Below are 15,229 nucleotides of genomic sequence, written 5' to 3'. Positions count from 1 at the left end.
CCCGACCTGCTGGACCGCTCCTGACCTCATGATCCGCGCCACCCGAATCCTGCGCCGCGATAGCCTGTCCGGCGACATCGTCGACCGCATCGTCCTCGACCATGGCGACCGGCACCGCCGGCGCATGGCCATGCGCGGGGTCGGCGGCCTGGCCTTCCTGCTCGACCTCCCCGAGCCGACGGTGCTCGACGACGGCGATGCTTTGGTGCTGCAGGACGGACGCCTCGTCTGGGTCGAGGCCGCGCCGGAGCGCCTGCTGGAGATCCGCGCCGCCGACGACCTCGCCCTCAAACGGCTGATCTGGCACATCGGCAACCGGCACATCCCGGCCGAGATCGGCGTGGATGCGGTCTTCATCGCCGACGACCACGTGCTCGCCGAGATGGTGCGCGGCTTGGGCGGCAGCGCCGAACCGGTGGAGCGCCCGTTCCGCCCCGAGGGCGGCGCCTATGCCGGCGATGCCGCCGGGCACCACCATCATGGGCATGCCCACGATCACGCGCATCCGCATACCCACGACGCGGCCGCCGGATGAGGCCGCTCCTCTCAGCTGGGCTCATTCGCCGGGGGGCGACCCCTCGATGATCGAGACCGTCCGTCTCATGGCCTGGCTCTCGCCGGGCTATCCGGTCGGGGCCTATGCCTATTCGCACGGGCTCGAATGGGCGGTGGAATGCGGCGATGTCGCGAACGAGGAATCCCTGACGGATTGGCTCGGCGACGTGCTCGAACGGGGTGCTCTCCGCAACGACCTGATCCTCGCAGCCCATGCCCACTGGGCTGCCATAGAGGGCGATGCGCCGGGATTGGCCGCGATCAACGACCTCGCCGTCGCCCTGGCGCCCACCCGCGAACTCCATCTCGAGACGACCCAGCAGGGCCGCAGCTTCCTCGACGCCACCCGCGCCGCCTGGGGAGTGCCGGAACTCGACCGGTTGAGCGAGGCACTCCCCGGCGCCGTCGCCTATCCGGTGGCGGTCGGGCTCTCGGCCGGTGCGCATCGGATGGCGCTGCCCCCGGTGCTGGCCGGGTTCGGCCTCGCCTTCCTGCAGAACCTCGTCTCGGCGGCCCTGCGCTGCGCGCCGATCGGCCAGAGCGCCGGCACGCGGGTGATCGCGGCGCTCACCCCGCATGTGGCGGCTCTCGCCGCGACCATCCCGGGCTCGAGCCTCGAGGATATCGGCAGCGCGACGTTGCGCCTCGACCTCGGCTCGGCCCGGCACGAGACCCAGTATTCCCGCATCTTCCGCTCGTGAAAGACCCCGTTATGACCTCACCCAACGGCCCGCTTCGCGTCGGCATCGGCGGCCCGGTCGGCTCCGGCAAGACCGCCCTGATGGAGCAGCTGTGCAAGCGGTTTCGCGACACCTACGAGATCTGCGCCATCACCAACGACATCTACACCAAGGAGGATGCCCGCATCCTCACCGTGGCCGGGGCGCTGCCCGAGGAGCGGATCATGGGCGTCGAGACCGGGGGCTGCCCGCATACGGCGATCCGCGAGGATGCCTCGATCAACCTCGCGGCGGTGGCCGAGATGCGGCGCCGCTTCCCGAAGCTCGACCTGATCCTGATCGAATCCGGCGGCGACAACCTCGCCGCGACCTTCTCGCCGGAGCTCGCCGACCTCACCCTCTACGTCATCGACGTCGCCGGCGGCGAGAAGATCCCGCGCAAGGGCGGCCCCGGCATCACCCGCTCCGATCTCCTCATCGTCAACAAGACCGACCTCGCCCCCATGGTCGGCGCCGATCTCGGGGTGATGGAAGCGGATACCCGGCGCATGCGGGGCACGCGGCCCTACGTGTTCTCGTCCCTGCGCGAGGGACACGGCGCGGACACGGTCGCCCGCTTCATCGTCGAGGCCGGCGGGCTGGGGTAGGGCGCCACCTCCTATTCCGTTCACCCTCGTCCCGAAGCGCCGGAGCGCAGCTCGGGATGAGGAATTCGGCTAGGAGGACGTGGCGAGAGCGAATCCGCGTCCGTCCCCTCGAGGTCCTCCACCGTGACGACACCCCCGTCCGCCCGCGAGGGTTCCCTCTCGGAGATCTTCCTCGCCTTCCTCAAGCTCGGGCTCACCGCCTTCGGCGGCCCGATCGCCCATCTCGGCTATTTTCGCGATGAGTTCGTGCATCGCCGGCGCTGGCTCGACGAGGCGGCCTATGCCGATCTGGTGGCCCTGTGCCAGTTCCTGCCGGGGCCGGCCTCGAGCCAGGTCGGGTTCTCCCTCGGCCTGATGCGGGGAGGGGGATTGGCCGGGGGGCTGACGGCCTGGGCCGGCTTCACCCTGCCCTCGGCGCTCCTGCTCCTCGCCTTCGCGGGCAGCGCCGGCGCCCTCGGCGGGAGCTTGGGCGTCGGCATCCTCCACGGCCTGAAACTCGTCGCCGTGGCGGTGGTGGCGCAGGCGGTCTGGGGCATGGGCCGCAGCCTCGCCCCCGATGCCGTGCGCGCGTCCATCGCCTTTTCCGCCCTCTGCCTCGTCACGGCGCTCGCCGGATCGCTGGGGCAGGTCGCCGCCATCGCGGTCGGAGCCTTGGCCGGTCTCGTCCTGTGCCGGGGAGCGGCCGGGACGGCGGGCGTGCCGATGCACATTCCGGTCTCGCGCCGTGCCGGACGTGCCGCTCTCCTCCTGTTCGGCCTGCTCCTGATCCTGCCGCCGCTCCTGACCGGGGTCCTGGCTTCGCCGGGACTCGCCGTGTTCGATGCGTTCTACCGCGCGGGCGCCCTCGTCTTCGGCGGGGGACACGTGGTCCTGCCGCTCCTGCGCGCCGCCATCGTCGAGACCGGCTGGGTCGGGGCGGATGCGTTCCTCGCCGGCTACGGTGCGGCCCAGGCCGTGCCGGGGCCGCTCTTCACCTTTGCCGCCTATCTCGGCGCCGTGCTCGGGCCGGAGCCGAACGGCGTCGCGGGGGCCACCATCGCCCTCGTCGCGATCTTCCTGCCGGGCTTGCTCCTGGTCTACGGAGCGCTGCCGTTCTGGGAGGCGTTCCGCGCGAAACCCGTGGCGCAGGCGGCCATGCGGGGGGCCAACGCGGCGGTGGTCGGGATTCTCGCCGCCGCGCTCTACGATCCGCTCTGGACCGGCGCGGTGTCCGGCCCGCGCGACTTCGCCCTCGCCGCCGGTGCGTTCCTGCTCCTGACGATCGGGGCGGTCCCGCCCTGGATCGTCGTCACGATCATGGCCGCCGCCGGAGCGGGCTTCGCGGTTCTCGGGGGCTGATGCCGGACCGCGATCGGGGCGATGCATCGTGGTCCGACGGACCTCCCTGACGCTGGCGACGAGCCGGGGGCAGGGAGGGGGGATACGAGGCTCACCCGTCGCAATTGGCCGCGAGGAGCGCCAGGGTCCGCTGGAAACCCTGATACTGCGCCATGCTCGACGGGTGCCGGATTTCGGCCGCATCCGGCATGATCCCGGAGAAACCCGATCCCGGATCGGCGACGAAGGCGCGCGGACCGACATGGGCGCCCATCCGGTTGGTGACGTCGACCTCGCCGCAGACGGCACCCGCCTTGCCCCGCCGCAGCCGGGAATAGCGCGCGTCGGCCGGGCTCTTGAGCCCTTTGCCCACCAACGCCGTCACCGCGACGGAGACCTCAGGTCCGATCGCGGCGTCGGACCCGTCGGTGACCGTCTGCGCCATGGCGGGGAGGGCGGCGAGAACGGCGAGGGCGAGGCAGGCGGCTCGGATCACGAGGCTTTCGCCACCACCTCGATGTCGCGGTCCATCCCGCTCTCCACCTTAAACTCGCGGGTGTAGACCTGCCCGTCATGGCGGGCGATGAGGACGTAGTCGCCCTCCGCCAGGGTCACCTGTGGAAAGGCGCCGATCGCCTCTCGGATGGTGTCGCCGCCCGGCGTCAGCACGCTGAAGGCGGTGCCGGCGAAGGCCTCGGCGCCGGGCGCGGCCACGAGCTTGAGCGTCACGGTGGCGGCCCGGTGGTTGAGGGTCGCGTCGGTGACCTTGCCGTTCTCCACCTTCAGGTCCGCGCGCTGGATCGCGTTCGATTCCCCGTAGGTCGAGACTACGTGATAGGTCCCCTCCGGCAGGCGGATCAGCTCGCCCGCCTTGACGCCGCTGCGGACGAGACGCCCCTCCGAATTGGTGCCGATGGGCACGAAGACCGAGAAGGCGAGGTCGGCCGGGGCGATCTTCATGTCACCGATGGCGCCCGAGAGCTTGAGCGCCCCTGCTGTGATCGTCAGGCGCTCGCTCAGCGCCGTCCCGGCCATTGTGATGCGCTTCGAGGCACTGGCGAACCCATAGGTCACCGTGGCGACATAGGCGCCCGGCGCCAGGGTGAAGCGCGGGTCCGCCGCGTCGGAGCGGGCGACGATGTTCGGCCGCACCCCGTCGGACCGGTCCTCGTAGATGCGCCAGGCGAGGCCCGATCGCACCGGCTGGTCGCTGCCCGCGAACAGGGCGGTGAGGGCGAGCGGGGCCTCGCCCTCGATGGGCGGGCTCGGCAATTGCGGCCCGACGATCGACGGGGTCGGCAGGCCCGGCCCGTTGCGGCCGCCGAACGGATCGCGGTCCTGTGCCCGCGCCGGCAACGCCGCCACCAGCACGGCTCCCGTCACCGCGAGCGTGCGCATCACCGGTCTCATCCGCCGTCTCCTTCGCGGGTCCGTCATGCGCGGGTCCGTCATGCACGTCGGCGATTGCCAAGGTGCGGACCGCACGCCATGTCTTCGTGATCGACAGGCCCCTGCCGAAAGCTGCTTCCCGCTTTGGCGCCGGACCGTGGCGGCTCCAAGGCCGACACCCTCCGAGCTCGAAGCCCTTTGCATCGGAATAGCCGCTCGCTGGCCGGGCGGCGACTCCCTCATTCCCTCATTCGCGCCGAACAGGTTCCATGGACAGCACATCCGACATATCCCGGAACGACACCCTCGAACTCCTGCGCGTCCGCCGTTCCGTCCCGCCGATCAACCTCGACGGGCCCGGCCCGAGCGCCGAGGAGCTCGAGGCGATCCTCACCATCGCCTCCCGCGTGCCCGACCACGGCAAGCTCAGCCCCTGGCGTTTCCTGGTGATCGAAGGCGATGCTCGCCTCCGCGTCGGCGACACCATCGCCGAGGCCTATGCCGCCGACAATCCGGAGGCCGACGCCAAGCGTCTCGACCTGGAGCGCCACCGCCTCGCCCACGCTCCCCTGGTGGTGGCCGTGGTCTCGAGCGCCGGGCCGCATGTCAAGATTCCGGAATGGGAGCAGATGCTCTCGGCCGGCGCCGTGTGCATGAATCTCGTCGTCGCGGCCAATGCCGCCGGCTTTGCGACCGCGTGGCTGACCGAGTGGTTCGCCTATGACCGCCGCATCCTCGACGCGCTCGGCCTCGACCCGCGCGAGAAACTGGCCGGCTTCATCCATCTCGGCCGTGCTCGCGAGGTTCCGAGCGACCGCCCGAGACCGACCCTCTCCGACATCGTCACACGGATCTGAGCGGCGCCATGCATTACGATTCCGAGAACCGCACCCTGCCGCACAACCCGCTGAAGGCCCTGGTGGCGCCGCGGCCCATCGGCTGGATCAGCGCGATGAACACGGCGGGCCAGGTCAACCTCTCCCCCTATTCGTACTTCAACGCCGTCGCCAGCGGCCCCGACATGGTGATGTTCTCCTCCTCCGGCCGCAAGGACGCGATGACCTTCGCGGAGGAGGGCGGAGAGTTCGTCTGCAACATCGCCACGTTCGGCCTGCGCGACGCGATGAACGCCACCTCGGCGCCCCTGGCCCGCGGCGACAGCGAGTTCGTGGCGGCCGGGCTGACACCGGTGCCGTCGCGCATGGTCCGCCCGCCGCGCGTGGCCGAGGCGCCCGCCGCGCTGGAATGCCGATGGCTCCAGACCGTGCCGCTGACGCCGCTGGACGGCAGCGAGGCTAGTCACTTCCTGGTGATCGGCCAGGTCGTGTCGATCTATATCGACGATGCCTTCATCAAGGATGGCCGTGTCGATACCGGCGCCATGCATCCGCTCCTGCGCGGAGGCTATTTCGATTATTTCAGCGTCACCGACGAGGCTCGTTTCGAGTTGAAGCGCCCGTCCGGCGCTGGTCAGTAGCCTCGGCTCGGGGAGCATCCCGAGAGCGGTCCAAGCTTGGCCTTGGGGAGACGTGGTGGAGGCTTGGCCTGTGCCAAAGAGGGAACCAAGACAGCGCCCGAAACCTTAATGGCCCGAGCCGCCGTTTGGAGGCCCCTTTCTGCGTACCGCCTGAGGGGGCGATCGCACAGGTCAAGTCATCATGATGCTCAAACTCGCCGCACCGCTCCTGCTCGTCGCCGGCCTCGCGACCCCCGCCCTGGCACAATCGACGACCCGTCCGCCGACCATGCTGATCCATGGCAATTACTGCGGACCCGGCAACAACGCCCCGCTTCCGCCCATCGACGCTCTCGACGCGGCCTGTGCCCGTCACGATGCCTGCACCCCGGATGGCGGATTGCCGACCAAGGCCTGCAACCTGCGCCTCCAGCGCGAGGCCGCTCTGGTCTCGCGCGATCCGCACCAGCCCGACGAACTCCGCTCGCTCGCCGGCCTGATCTCGGTGGGAGCCTCGATGATGATGGCGGATCGGGGTGCGAGCGCCGCTCCCGCCGTTGCTCCTGCCCCGACGGCGACCCCCGTCAGTCACGACGTCGCCTCGCCCGAGACGCAGCGCTGGTCCCCTGCGCCCGTCGAGGCTCCTTCCGTGCCGGCGGACGAGGATGGCGACGAATCCGACTGAGCCCAGCCTCGACGCGCCCGTCTCCCGACCTCGTCCGCCGACGCGTCAGGCGTCCGTGAGCGAGGCCGGGGAGCGGTCGTCGCCTGTCATGACCGATCGTACCTGATCCGCGTCGCGGACGAGCTTTCCCGCGAACCCGTCCCTCCGCGCCGCCTCGATCTCGCGTGCGAGGTGGCTCCCGGATGGGCCCCCGAGCGGGCATGCCGTGTCGATGGCGTCGATTCCCGCCGCCGCCGCCGTGAGCCGGACCAGGGAGCGGATCTGGGCGAGGGGAGGGATCAGTCCTCCGTCAGGACCATAAATGGCGGGCGCTGCGATCTCGGCCCTCGCCGCCTCGGCGTCCCAGGCGATGCCGGCGAGACGGTCGCTCGATCCGACGAGGGTCGGCAAAGCGAGCGCACCCTTCGCCGTCTCGATGAGGGCGAGAATCCGGGTCGCACCATCGGGAATTCCCCGCATCGCCTCCTCGACGGCGAGCCGTGCGCCGAGCCGCATGACGTCGCGGGCCCCCTCGCAACGGGTTAGGACGATGCCGTGCGGGGCCGCCTCCATCATCGCCGGAAGGTCGCGCTCGACATCGCGCGAGCGCAGGTAGAGCAGGGGGGCACCCTCCTGCCCCTTGGCGGGGAGACCAGGGGGGGCGAGATCCGTCACATCCACGATCAGCGCCTGCGCGCCGCTCGCCATGGCCGCCGCGACGGCCCGCGCCTCTCCGGGAACGATCAGGATCGCGCGCATGCCAGCCTTTTCCGATGCTCCGATGCGGAAAGCCGGACCGGCCCATTCTCTCATGGCACCGCTCCCGGGTCTCGGCCCATTCGCTCGGCGAGGAAATCCACCAGCACGCGGATGCGGGCCGGCATGGCCGGTCCGCCGACGAACACCGCATGGATCGCCTCGCGGTCCTGGGGATTATACGCCTCCAGGAGCGGCACGAGCCGGCCGGCGGCGAGATCCTCGGCGATGTGGAAGGTGCCGACGCGGGTGATGCCGACGCCCTGAACGGCGAGCTGCACCAGGGTCTCGCCATTGTTGGCGGCGACGTTGCCCCGCACCGCCAGGAGATGGTCGCGTCCCTCCTCGCGGAACGGCCAGCCCGGCTCGATCCGGCGGAAGTCGAAGTCGAGGCAATTGTGGCCGGCAAGGTCGGCCGGCACGCGCGGCATGCCGGCGCGGGCGAGATAGGCGGGCGCGGCCACCACCATCCGCCCGGTCTCGCCGAGGCGCCGGGCGGTGAGCGGGCTGTCGGGCAAAGGGCCGAACCGGATCGCGATGTCGGCCCGGCCGCCGAGCAGGTCGGCGACCTCGTCGCTGAGGTCGATCTCCACCACGATCCCCGGATGGCGGGCGACGAAATCGCCGATGAGGGGAACCACCACCCGCCGTCCATGGGCCATCGAGGCGCTGATGCGGACCCGGCCGCGCGGACAGCCCCGGTCGGCGATCTGCGCTTCGGTCTCGTCGAGATCGGCGAGGATGCGTCGCGCCGCCCGGCCGTAGGTCTCGCCCTCGGCGGTGAGGCGCAGGCTGCGCGTGGTGCGAACGAGGAGCCGGACGCCGAGCCGGGCTTCGATCCGCGCCACCACCCGGCTCACGGCGGAGGGCGTCAGGCCGAACCGGCGCGCGGCGGCCGACAGGCTCCCCTCCTGCGCCACGGCGACGAAGATGGCCATGTCGCCGGCCCGGTCGACCCTGTCGCGCAGCATTGATGCCTCCGGCGCACGGATGTTGGTCCCGTCGCGACACTACTGCGATGATGCGGTTTCCGCCATGTGCCTGTTCGGAACAGACGGAAAGCACGCGCATGACGATCAACCTTCCCTTGCTGGCGCTGGCGGCCGGTGCCTTCGGCATCGGCGTCACCGAGTTCACGCCGATGGGCATGCTGCCCCTGATCGCGACCGACCTGCATGTCTCGATTCCGGCGGCGGGCCTCCTCGTCAGCGCCTACGCGATGTGTGTGCTCATCGGCGCGCCGCTGATGACGCTGGCCTTCGCCCGGATGCCGCGCCGCCGGCTGCTGGTCGGCCTGATGGGCATCTTCACCCTCGGCAACCTGCTCTCGGCGATGGCCGACAGCTACGCGATGCTGATGGCCGCCCGCCTCGTCACCTCGCTGAACCACGGCGCGTTTTTCGGAATCGGCGCGGTGGTGGCGGCCGGCATCGTGCCGCCCGAGCGCCGCGCCGCCGCCGTGGCGGCGATGTTCTCCGGTCTCACCATCGCCACCATCGGCGGCGTGCCGCTGGCGGCCTGGATCGGCGAGATGCTCGGCTGGCGCGCGGCCTTCTGGGGCATCGCCGGAATCGGGGCCGTGGCCATGCTGGCGCTGCGCCTCGCCCTGCCGCCGCTCGCGGTCGAGGGCGGCGGCGACATGCGGGCCGAATTGCGCGTGCTCGCGCGCGGTCCGGTGCTCGCCGCCCTCGCGCTCACCGTGCTCGGGGCGAGCGCGATGTTCACGGTGTTCACCTACATCGTGCCGATCCTGCGGGTCGAGACCGGGGCGGCGACGCCGTTCGTGACGGCGATGCTGGTGCTCTACGGAATCGGCCTGACCCTGGGCAACTGGGTCGGCGGGCGCTTCGCCGACCGCTCGGTCGACGGCACGCTGTTCGCCTCGCTCGGCGGGCTCGTCGTGGTGCTGGCCCTGTTCGCCTGGGGCATGCGCTGGGAGGTGCCGGCGGCGGCCTTGATCGTCCTCTGGGGCATCGCGAGCTTCGCGCTGGTGCCGCCGCTGCAGATGCGGGTGATGGAGACGGCGCAGGGCGCGCCCAACCTCGCCTCGGCCATGAATATCGGCGCGTTCAACCTCGGCAACGCCATCGGTGCCGCCGTCGGCGGGGGCGTAATCGATGCCGGCCTCGGCTATCCGGCCGTTCCCCTCGCGGGCTCCGCCATGGCCGGCGCCGGGCTCGTGATGCTGGCGGCCCTGCGCCGGGGACGCCACGCCGCCGCCGCCGTCTCGTGCTGACGGTCCTTCGGGGTCGGGCAATTCTCCGGGGTCGGGCAGTTCTCCGGGATCGGGCGTTTCTCCAGCTTCGAGACGGTGTTCATGCTCCGTCCTTCAGTCTTTATTTACCATGACTGGAACAGGTTGACGCTCAGGCCGACACCTCCGGGTCCGCCTGCAGCCGGACGGCCATGTTCCTGTTCACCACGCCCCCCGCCAGCACCCGCGAGACCGGCCTCGGCCGGGACGCGGCCACGCGCGGCGGAGTCGCGACAGGGGCGGCGAGTTCGGGGACGGCGGCCGGATCGGCCTCGACGGGCGTGGTCGACGCGATCCGCAGCGGCGCACGCAGCACCGGCACCGAATTCGACTATCTCCTCGCCACGGCCAAGCGCGAATCCTCCCTCGACCCGTCGGCCAAGGCCGCCACCTCCTCGGCCACCGGGCTGTTCCAGTTCATCGAGCAGACCTGGCTCGGGACGATGAAGAATGCGGGGCCCAAGCTCGGCCTCTCGACCTATGCCGACGCGATCACGGCCAAGCCCGACGGCACCTACACGGTGCAGGATGCCTCCGCCCGCCAGACCATTCTCGACCTGCGCCGGGATCCCACGGTGGCCGCCACCATGGCCGGCGCCCTGACCCAGCGCAACGGCGAGTCCCTGAGCGCCGCGCTCGGGCGCGAGCCCACCGGTGGCGACCTCTACGCCGCCCATGTGCTCGGCGCGCGCGGAGCGGCGACGCTGATCAATACCGCGCAGGCGAGCCCGGCCCGCGCCGCCGCCCTCGACATGCCGGAAGCGGCCGCCTCCAACCGGAACCTGTTCTACGACAAGACCGGCCGGCCCCGCGGCGCGGCCGAACTCTACGCGCTCCTCTCCGCCAGCCAATCCGCGTCCCGGCCCGCACCGACGGCCCTGGCTGGGGCCGCCATCGACCCGGCCTCCACGACCGAGACCGTCTCCGCCTATGCCGCCATCGATGGCGGCGGCCTGCGGGCGCTGTTCCAGACCGACAAGCGCCAGGGCGCGATGTCCGAGGGAGTCGCCCGCCTGTGGCAGGGCAGGGCCACGACCGCCACCTCGACTTCGGCCATGTCGTCGGGCGCGCCGGAGCGCGTGCGGAGCGCGCCGACCTACTTCCCGCGCTCGGACGGGACGGGAGAGACGGCGTCGGTCACGGCCGCCGCTCCGACGGAACCGGCGAAGGTCGCGACGAGCGTGTCCACGCCATCCCATACGTCCGCCGCCCTCCTCAACGTGCCGCTGCCTCCGCGCCGGCCCGCCGAGTTCACCGCCGCCACCCGGCTGGCCAGGTCGGCCGACGCCAAACCCCTCGATCTCTCACTCTTCACGACCCGGAGCGGTCAATGATCATCCGCCAATTCCTGTCCTGGACCCGCGACGCCTCCATCGACCGCCGTGCGGAAGCCGCCGCGGCGCTGACGCAGGCCTACCTCTATGGCGGGCTCGACGCCGAGGCCGCGCGCGATGCGCGATCGGCGATCCTGGCGCTCCTCGACGATCCGGCCGCCGCCGTGCGCCGCGCCCTGGCCCAGGCCTGCGCCGGCTGCGCCACGGCGCCCCGGCCCCTGGTGGTGGCGCTGGCCGGCGATCAGCCCGACATCGCCGCCTTGGTGCTGCGGCGCTCGTCCGTCCTCACCGATGCGGACCTCGTCGACGGCATCGCCATCGGCTGCGAGATCACCCGCACCGCCATTGCCGGCCGGCTCGGCCTCTCCCACGCGGTGGCCGGCGCCATGGCCGAGATCGGCGGCGTCGTCTCCCTCACCGCCCTGGTGCGCAACCGCGGCGCCCACATCACCACCGGCAGCCTGATGCGCATGGTGGAGCGGCACGGCGACGATTCCGGCCTGCGGGACGCGCTGCTGGCACGGGCCGACCTGCCCCTCGAAGTGCGCCAGGTCATCACCGCCCGCGTGGCGGCGTCGCTCTCGGCCTTCGCCATCGCCTCGGGCTGGCTCACACCGGCCCGTGGCGAGCGGGCGAGCCGCGAGGCCATGGAGCGCAGCACCCTCGAAGTGAGCGCCGGCGCCGGCGCGAAGGATCTCGCGCGCCTCGTGAGCCATCTCCGGATCCAGGGCCAGCTCAATGCCGGCCTGATCCTGCGGGCGATCCTGTCGGGCCGGATGGCCTTCGCCGAAGCGGCGCTCGCCGATCTTACCGGGCTGAAAGGCGACCGCGTGGCCGGGCTGATGCACGACGCCTCCGCCTCGGGCTTCGCCGCCCTTCACCGCCGCGCCGGGCTGCCGCCCGTCCTGCTGCCCGCCTTCACCGCTGCTCTGTCGGCCTGGCGCGAGGCCGGAAGCAGCGCCGAGCCCGGCGACGCCACCCTGTCGCGCCGGATGATCGAGCGCGCGCTCACCGCCTGCGAGGGCATGCCGCTCGCCGAGGCGCAGAGCGTCATGGCCCTTCTCGCCCGCTACGAGGCCGAGGCCGCCCGCGAGGAGGCCCGCGTCGCGGCCAAGGCCAGGGACGAGGAAGCCCGCCAGCAGACCCGGACGCGGATGCAGATCCTCGATGCCGAATGGCGCGTGGCGCAGCTCCTCGTCGTCCACCAGTCGGCGCGGCCTGCCGCGATCGAGATCCGGTCTGTCGAGATCGAGACCATCGAAATCCGAGATGTCGGGATATCGGCCGGTGCGGTCGAACGGATCGAGGCCGAGCCGGTCGAGGCCGGAACGGTGGAGGCCGTGCTCGATTCGCTGTCCGACGGGCTGATGGCGAGTTTCCGCGCGGCGCGGGCGGAGATCCGCCCCCTCGACGCCGCGCCGATCGACTTGACCGGCCACGACCTCGTGACGATCGACGTGCAGCCCATCGCCGTCTCCCAGCCGGAATTCTGCGCCGGCACCCTGCCGGACCCGATGGAGATCGACATGGCCAAGGCGATGGCCGGCAGATCCATGATCAGCGAGTCCGCGGCCAGCGAGGCCGATGCGGTTCTGGACACGATCCCCGACGCCCTCATCGCCAGCTACCGCGCCGACCGCGCCCGGATGCGGCTGGCGGCATAGGGGCAACGGCGCGGATCGATCGTCGTCGATCGTTCGCGGCTCCATTCGTCCCGACGCTCCCTCCCGCCTTCGGCCCGATACGGCTAAGAGGGCGGCATGCAGGGAACCGACACCAGGACATTCTTCGCCGGCCTCGCCCCCGTGGCCGCTCTGGTGGGCTCGATCCTCTCCCTCGTGATCGGCACCTCCTTCGCCAAGCAGTTGTTCCCGGTCATCGGCGCGGAAGGCACCTCGGCCTATCGCGTCACCCTGGCGGCGCTCCTGCTGCTGGCCGTGTGGCGGCCCTGGCGCCGGCCGCTCGGCCGTCGCGATGCCGGCGTGGTGCTGCTCTACGGGCTCGTGCTCGGCTGCATGAACCTGCTGTTCTACCTCGCCCTGCGGACGATCCCGCTGGGGCTCGCCATCGCCATCGAGTTCGTCGGCCCGCTCACCGTGGCGGTGGCCTCATCCCGGCGCGCCATCGATCTCGTCTGGGTGGCGCTGGCCATTCTCGGGCTCGGCCTGCTGCTGCCGCTGGACCGGGCGAGCGCCGGGCTCGATCCCACCGGGGTCGCCTGCGCCCTCGGCGCCGCCCTGTGCTGGGCGCTCTACATCCTCGTCGGCCAGAAGGCGGGGCATCTGCCCGGCGGACAGGCCGTGGCGCTCGGCATGAGCGTGGCGGCCCTGGTGATCCTGCCCTTCGGCATCGCCGGGGCGGGCATGGCGCTGCTCTCGCCCTCCATCGTCGTGGCCGGGCTCGCCGTCGCGATCCTGTCGAGCGCGATCCCCTATTCCCTGGAGATGGTGGCCTTGCGCGGCCTGCCGCGCCACACCTTCGGCATCCTGCTGAGCCTCGAGCCGGTCTGCGGCGCGCTCGCCGGGTTCCTGATCCTCGGCGAGCGGCTCACCCCGCTGCAAGGTGGTGCCATCGCCTGCATCATGGCGGCGTCCATCGGCAGCACGATCGGGGCCTACCGGGCGAAGCGGAATATTCTTCGGATAGAATGCGAAAAGTCGCTGTAAAATAAAGGTTTGCGGCCGTTGGTTCAGGCGATGCATGATCGGCCTGAGTCACGCTCATCGAGACTTGGTATCAGCCGAACTGTTCGCGAAGTATCCGCTCGTCGAGGCTGTGGCCGGGATCGTGGAGGAGGGTGAGGTTGGTGGCGAGGTCGAGCCAGGTCTCCACGGTGCAGACCCGGCGGAACTCGGTGTGGTCTGCCACCGCCGCCACCGGCCGGTGCGCCGCGTCGAGCACTTCGATATGAATCCGGGCATGGTCCGGCAGCAGGGCGCCGTGCCAGCGCCGGGGGCGGAAGGCCGAGATCGGGGTCAGGGCCAGGAGCCGCGAATTGAGCGGCAGGATCGGCCCGCCCACCGAGAGATTGTAGGCGGTGGAGCCGGCGGGCGTCGCGCAGAGCACGCCGTCGGCGATGAGTTCCGGCAGGCGCACATGCCCGTCCACGGAGATCTTGAGCTTGGCGGTCTGGTGCGTCTGGCGCAGCATGTAGACTTCGTTGATGGCGCGCGCCGTGTGCCGGCGCCCCTCCACGTCCACCGCCTCCATGAGCAGCGGGTGGATGGTGCTGCGCTTGGTGCTCTCGAGCCGGTCGAGGAGGTTGTCCTCGCGGTACTCGTTCATGAGGAAGCCGACGGTGCCGCGGTTCATGCCGTAGATCGGCGTGCCCGCCAGCATGAAGCGGTGGAGCGCTTGCAGCATCAGCCCGTCGCCGCCGAGGGCCACGATCACGTCGGCCTCTTCGGGGGCGACGCTGTCGTAGCGCCGCATCAGCGTATCCGCGGCACCCCGTGCATCGCTGGTGGGGCTCGCGATGAAGGCGATCCGGTTGAAGCGCCGCGCCATGGATGATCGTCCGCTCGTGTTGACGCCGGGCCTCGCCGCGCGCCTCATTCCGGTCGGAACAGGCCGCAGACCCGGAGACCCATAGCATGGAGCGTCCGCTCCTCGTCTACACCACCTTTCCCGACGCCGAGACGGCGCTCGCCATCGGTGAGGAACTGGTGCGCGCGCGACTCGCCGCCTGCGTCAACGTGCTGCCGGGAATGCGCTCGGTCTATGCCTGGAAGGGCGCGGTGGAGCGGGGCGAGGAGGTCGTCGCCATCCTCAAGACGCGGGAGGGGGTGGCCGAGGCGCTCACCGAAGCGCTGAAGCGGCGCCATCCCTACGAGACGCCGATCCTCCTGCATCTGCCGACCTGCGGGGCGGATGCCGACACGGCGGCCTGGATCCTCGGGGAGACCGGCGTCTAGGTGCCCGGTCGTCTCGCCGTTCCCCGTGAGGCAACCGGGTCGCGGGAGGGTGTGTCAGCGATGGTTGCCGCCGGCCATGCCGGGCATCATCGGGAGCGGGTGATGGCCGTCGCCGAAGATGATGACGGACAGGGTCAGGCCCAGGGCCGCGACGTACAGCACGGCGAAGAGATCGCGGTTGGCGCCGGCCGTGGCGAGGACGAGGGCCGCGAACGGAATGCTCTGCAGGGCGATAATGGCTGCGAGGTTCATCACGGTCACTC

The 15,229-nt window shown here is 71.2% G+C and carries 18 protein-coding genes; 12 read left to right on the top strand and 6 right to left on the bottom strand.

Annotated elements, in window-relative coordinates; genetic code table 11:
- The first annotated feature begins 28 nt into the window (after window positions 1–28).
- From A3OK_RS0105850 to chrA, 4 genes are all read left to right on the top strand, one after another.
- Entirely contained in the window at window positions 29–535 is a 507-nt protein-coding gene (locus A3OK_RS0105850; protein WP_019904007.1) for an urease accessory protein UreE, read from the top strand.
- Between the two features lie 46 nt (window positions 536–581).
- Window positions 582–1,256 (top strand): urease accessory protein UreF, encoded by a 675-nt coding sequence (locus A3OK_RS0105845; RefSeq protein WP_019904006.1) that lies wholly within the window; start codon window positions 582–584, stop codon window positions 1,254–1,256.
- 11 nt (window positions 1,257–1,267) lie between these two features.
- Window positions 1,268–1,882: an urease accessory protein UreG gene (gene ureG / locus A3OK_RS0105840; RefSeq protein ID WP_019904005.1), complete on the top strand. Its 615-nt coding sequence runs from the start codon at window positions 1,268–1,270 to the stop codon at window positions 1,880–1,882.
- A 123-nt stretch (window positions 1,883–2,005) separates the two neighbouring features.
- Window positions 2,006–3,220, top strand: a complete 1,215-nt coding sequence (gene chrA / locus A3OK_RS0105835) for a chromate efflux transporter (protein ID WP_019904004.1) — start codon at window positions 2,006–2,008, stop codon at window positions 3,218–3,220.
- A gap of 91 nt (window positions 3,221–3,311) precedes the next feature.
- Here chrA and A3OK_RS0105830 read toward each other — a convergent pair whose 3' ends face one another.
- Window positions 3,312–3,695, bottom strand: a complete 384-nt coding sequence (locus tag A3OK_RS0105830; protein WP_019904003.1) for a hypothetical protein — start codon at window positions 3,693–3,695, stop codon at window positions 3,312–3,314.
- Window positions 3,692–4,609: a hypothetical protein gene (locus A3OK_RS0105825; RefSeq protein ID WP_019904002.1), complete on the bottom strand. Its 918-nt coding sequence runs from the start codon at window positions 4,607–4,609 to the stop codon at window positions 3,692–3,694. Before A3OK_RS0105825 ends, A3OK_RS0105830 begins: the two co-directional genes overlap by 4 nt.
- Before the next feature lie 248 nt (window positions 4,610–4,857).
- Between A3OK_RS0105825 and A3OK_RS0105820 the strand changes: the two genes are divergently transcribed.
- The 3 genes from A3OK_RS0105820 to A3OK_RS0105810 all read left to right on the top strand — a co-directional run bounded on the left by A3OK_RS0105820 (window position 4,858) and on the right by A3OK_RS0105810 (window position 6,729).
- Complete coding sequence (locus tag A3OK_RS0105820) at window positions 4,858–5,445, top strand: nitroreductase (protein ID WP_019904001.1); 588 nt, start codon at window positions 4,858–4,860, stop codon at window positions 5,443–5,445.
- A gap of 8 nt (window positions 5,446–5,453) precedes the next feature.
- Window positions 5,454–6,065, top strand: coding sequence for a flavin reductase family protein (locus A3OK_RS0105815; protein ID WP_019904000.1), 612 nt, complete (start codon window positions 5,454–5,456; stop codon window positions 6,063–6,065).
- Window positions 6,066–6,246: 181 nt separating this feature from the next.
- Window positions 6,247–6,729 carry a hypothetical protein gene (locus A3OK_RS0105810; protein ID WP_019903999.1) on the top strand — a complete coding sequence of 161 codons (483 nt, stop codon included), beginning with the start codon at window positions 6,247–6,249 and terminating at the stop codon, window positions 6,727–6,729.
- Between the two features lie 45 nt (window positions 6,730–6,774).
- On the opposite strand, the gene A3OK_RS0105805 is transcribed toward A3OK_RS0105810, so the two are convergent.
- A complete protein-coding gene (locus tag A3OK_RS0105805; RefSeq protein ID WP_019903998.1) occupies window positions 6,775–7,467 on the bottom strand; it encodes an aldolase/citrate lyase family protein in 693 nt (230 codons plus the stop codon).
- Window positions 7,468–7,517: 50 nt separating this feature from the next.
- The gene (locus A3OK_RS0105800) at window positions 7,518–8,435 is read right to left on the bottom strand and encodes a LysR family transcriptional regulator (protein ID WP_019903997.1); all 918 of its coding nucleotides are present in this window, start codon (window positions 8,433–8,435) and stop codon (window positions 7,518–7,520) included.
- A gap of 98 nt (window positions 8,436–8,533) precedes the next feature.
- Between A3OK_RS0105800 and A3OK_RS0105795 the strand changes: the two genes are divergently transcribed.
- The 4 genes from A3OK_RS0105795 (at window position 8,534) to A3OK_RS0105780 (ending at window position 13,718) form a co-directional block, all read left to right on the top strand.
- Window positions 8,534–9,700 (top strand): MFS transporter, encoded by a 1,167-nt coding sequence (locus A3OK_RS0105795; protein ID WP_019903996.1) that lies wholly within the window; start codon window positions 8,534–8,536, stop codon window positions 9,698–9,700.
- Window positions 9,701–9,870: 170 nt separating this feature from the next.
- On the top strand, window positions 9,871–11,052 hold the full coding sequence (locus A3OK_RS0105790; protein WP_019903995.1) for a hypothetical protein: 1,182 nt from the start codon (window positions 9,871–9,873) through the stop codon (window positions 11,050–11,052).
- Window positions 11,049–12,716, top strand: a complete 1,668-nt coding sequence (locus tag A3OK_RS0105785; protein WP_019903994.1) for a DUF2336 domain-containing protein — start codon at window positions 11,049–11,051, stop codon at window positions 12,714–12,716. Before A3OK_RS0105790 ends, A3OK_RS0105785 begins: the two co-directional genes overlap by 4 nt.
- A gap of 96 nt (window positions 12,717–12,812) precedes the next feature.
- Window positions 12,813–13,718: a DMT family transporter gene (locus A3OK_RS0105780; protein ID WP_019903993.1), complete on the top strand. Its 906-nt coding sequence runs from the start codon at window positions 12,813–12,815 to the stop codon at window positions 13,716–13,718.
- A gap of 70 nt (window positions 13,719–13,788) precedes the next feature.
- On the opposite strand, the gene A3OK_RS0105775 is transcribed toward A3OK_RS0105780, so the two are convergent.
- Window positions 13,789–14,559 (bottom strand): NAD kinase, encoded by a 771-nt coding sequence (locus A3OK_RS0105775; protein ID WP_019903992.1) that lies wholly within the window; start codon window positions 14,557–14,559, stop codon window positions 13,789–13,791.
- A gap of 86 nt (window positions 14,560–14,645) precedes the next feature.
- Between A3OK_RS0105775 and cutA the strand changes: the two genes are divergently transcribed.
- Window positions 14,646–14,966, top strand: coding sequence for a divalent-cation tolerance protein CutA (gene cutA / locus A3OK_RS0105770; RefSeq protein ID WP_019903991.1), 321 nt, complete (start codon window positions 14,646–14,648; stop codon window positions 14,964–14,966).
- A gap of 54 nt (window positions 14,967–15,020) precedes the next feature.
- Here the strand turns inward: cutA and A3OK_RS0105765 are convergent, their stop codons facing one another.
- Window positions 15,021–15,218, bottom strand: a complete 198-nt coding sequence (locus A3OK_RS0105765) for a hypothetical protein (protein ID WP_036302589.1) — start codon at window positions 15,216–15,218, stop codon at window positions 15,021–15,023.
- Between the last annotated feature and the right edge of the window lie 11 nt (window positions 15,219–15,229).

The sequence above is a fragment of the Methylobacterium sp. 77 genome (assembly GCF_000372825.1).
Lineage (GTDB): Bacteria > Pseudomonadota > Alphaproteobacteria > Rhizobiales > Beijerinckiaceae > Methylobacterium.
Note: the sequence above shows the minus strand (reverse complement) of the source record. Positions and strands in the feature narration are given on the sequence as shown.

What these genes read in the sequence shown, in the direction of transcription:
- A3OK_RS0105800 (WP_019903997.1), bottom strand. Translation starts at nt 8,435, where the DNA reads ATGCTGCGCGACAGGGTCGACCGGGCCGGCGACATGGCCATCTTCGTC.
- A3OK_RS0105790 (WP_019903995.1), top strand. Translation starts at nt 9,871, where the DNA reads ATGTTCCTGTTCACCACGCCCCCCGCCAGCACCCGCGAGACCGGCCTC.
- A3OK_RS0105765 (WP_036302589.1), bottom strand. Translation starts at nt 15,218, where the DNA reads ATGAACCTCGCAGCCATTATCGCCCTGCAGAGCATTCCGTTCGCGGCC.
- A3OK_RS0105850 (WP_019904007.1), top strand. Translation starts at nt 29, where the DNA reads ATGATCCGCGCCACCCGAATCCTGCGCCGCGATAGCCTGTCCGGCGAC.
- cutA (WP_019903991.1), top strand. Translation starts at nt 14,646, where the DNA reads ATGGAGCGTCCGCTCCTCGTCTACACCACCTTTCCCGACGCCGAGACG.
- A3OK_RS0105810 (WP_019903999.1), top strand. Translation starts at nt 6,247, where the DNA reads ATGATGCTCAAACTCGCCGCACCGCTCCTGCTCGTCGCCGGCCTCGCG.
- A3OK_RS0105845 (WP_019904006.1), top strand. Translation starts at nt 582, where the DNA reads ATGATCGAGACCGTCCGTCTCATGGCCTGGCTCTCGCCGGGCTATCCG.
- A3OK_RS0105780 (WP_019903993.1), top strand. Translation starts at nt 12,813, where the DNA reads ATGCAGGGAACCGACACCAGGACATTCTTCGCCGGCCTCGCCCCCGTG.
- A3OK_RS0105805 (WP_019903998.1), bottom strand. Translation starts at nt 7,467, where the DNA reads ATGCGCGCGATCCTGATCGTTCCCGGAGAGGCGCGGGCCGTCGCGGCG.
- A3OK_RS0105785 (WP_019903994.1), top strand. Translation starts at nt 11,049, where the DNA reads ATGATCATCCGCCAATTCCTGTCCTGGACCCGCGACGCCTCCATCGAC.
- A3OK_RS0105820 (WP_019904001.1), top strand. Translation starts at nt 4,858, where the DNA reads ATGGACAGCACATCCGACATATCCCGGAACGACACCCTCGAACTCCTG.
- ureG (WP_019904005.1), top strand. Translation starts at nt 1,268, where the DNA reads ATGACCTCACCCAACGGCCCGCTTCGCGTCGGCATCGGCGGCCCGGTC.
- A3OK_RS0105825 (WP_019904002.1), bottom strand. Translation starts at nt 4,609, where the DNA reads ATGAGACCGGTGATGCGCACGCTCGCGGTGACGGGAGCCGTGCTGGTG.
- A3OK_RS0105775 (WP_019903992.1), bottom strand. Translation starts at nt 14,559, where the DNA reads ATGGCGCGGCGCTTCAACCGGATCGCCTTCATCGCGAGCCCCACCAGC.
- A3OK_RS0105815 (WP_019904000.1), top strand. Translation starts at nt 5,454, where the DNA reads ATGCATTACGATTCCGAGAACCGCACCCTGCCGCACAACCCGCTGAAG.
- A3OK_RS0105795 (WP_019903996.1), top strand. Translation starts at nt 8,534, where the DNA reads ATGACGATCAACCTTCCCTTGCTGGCGCTGGCGGCCGGTGCCTTCGGC.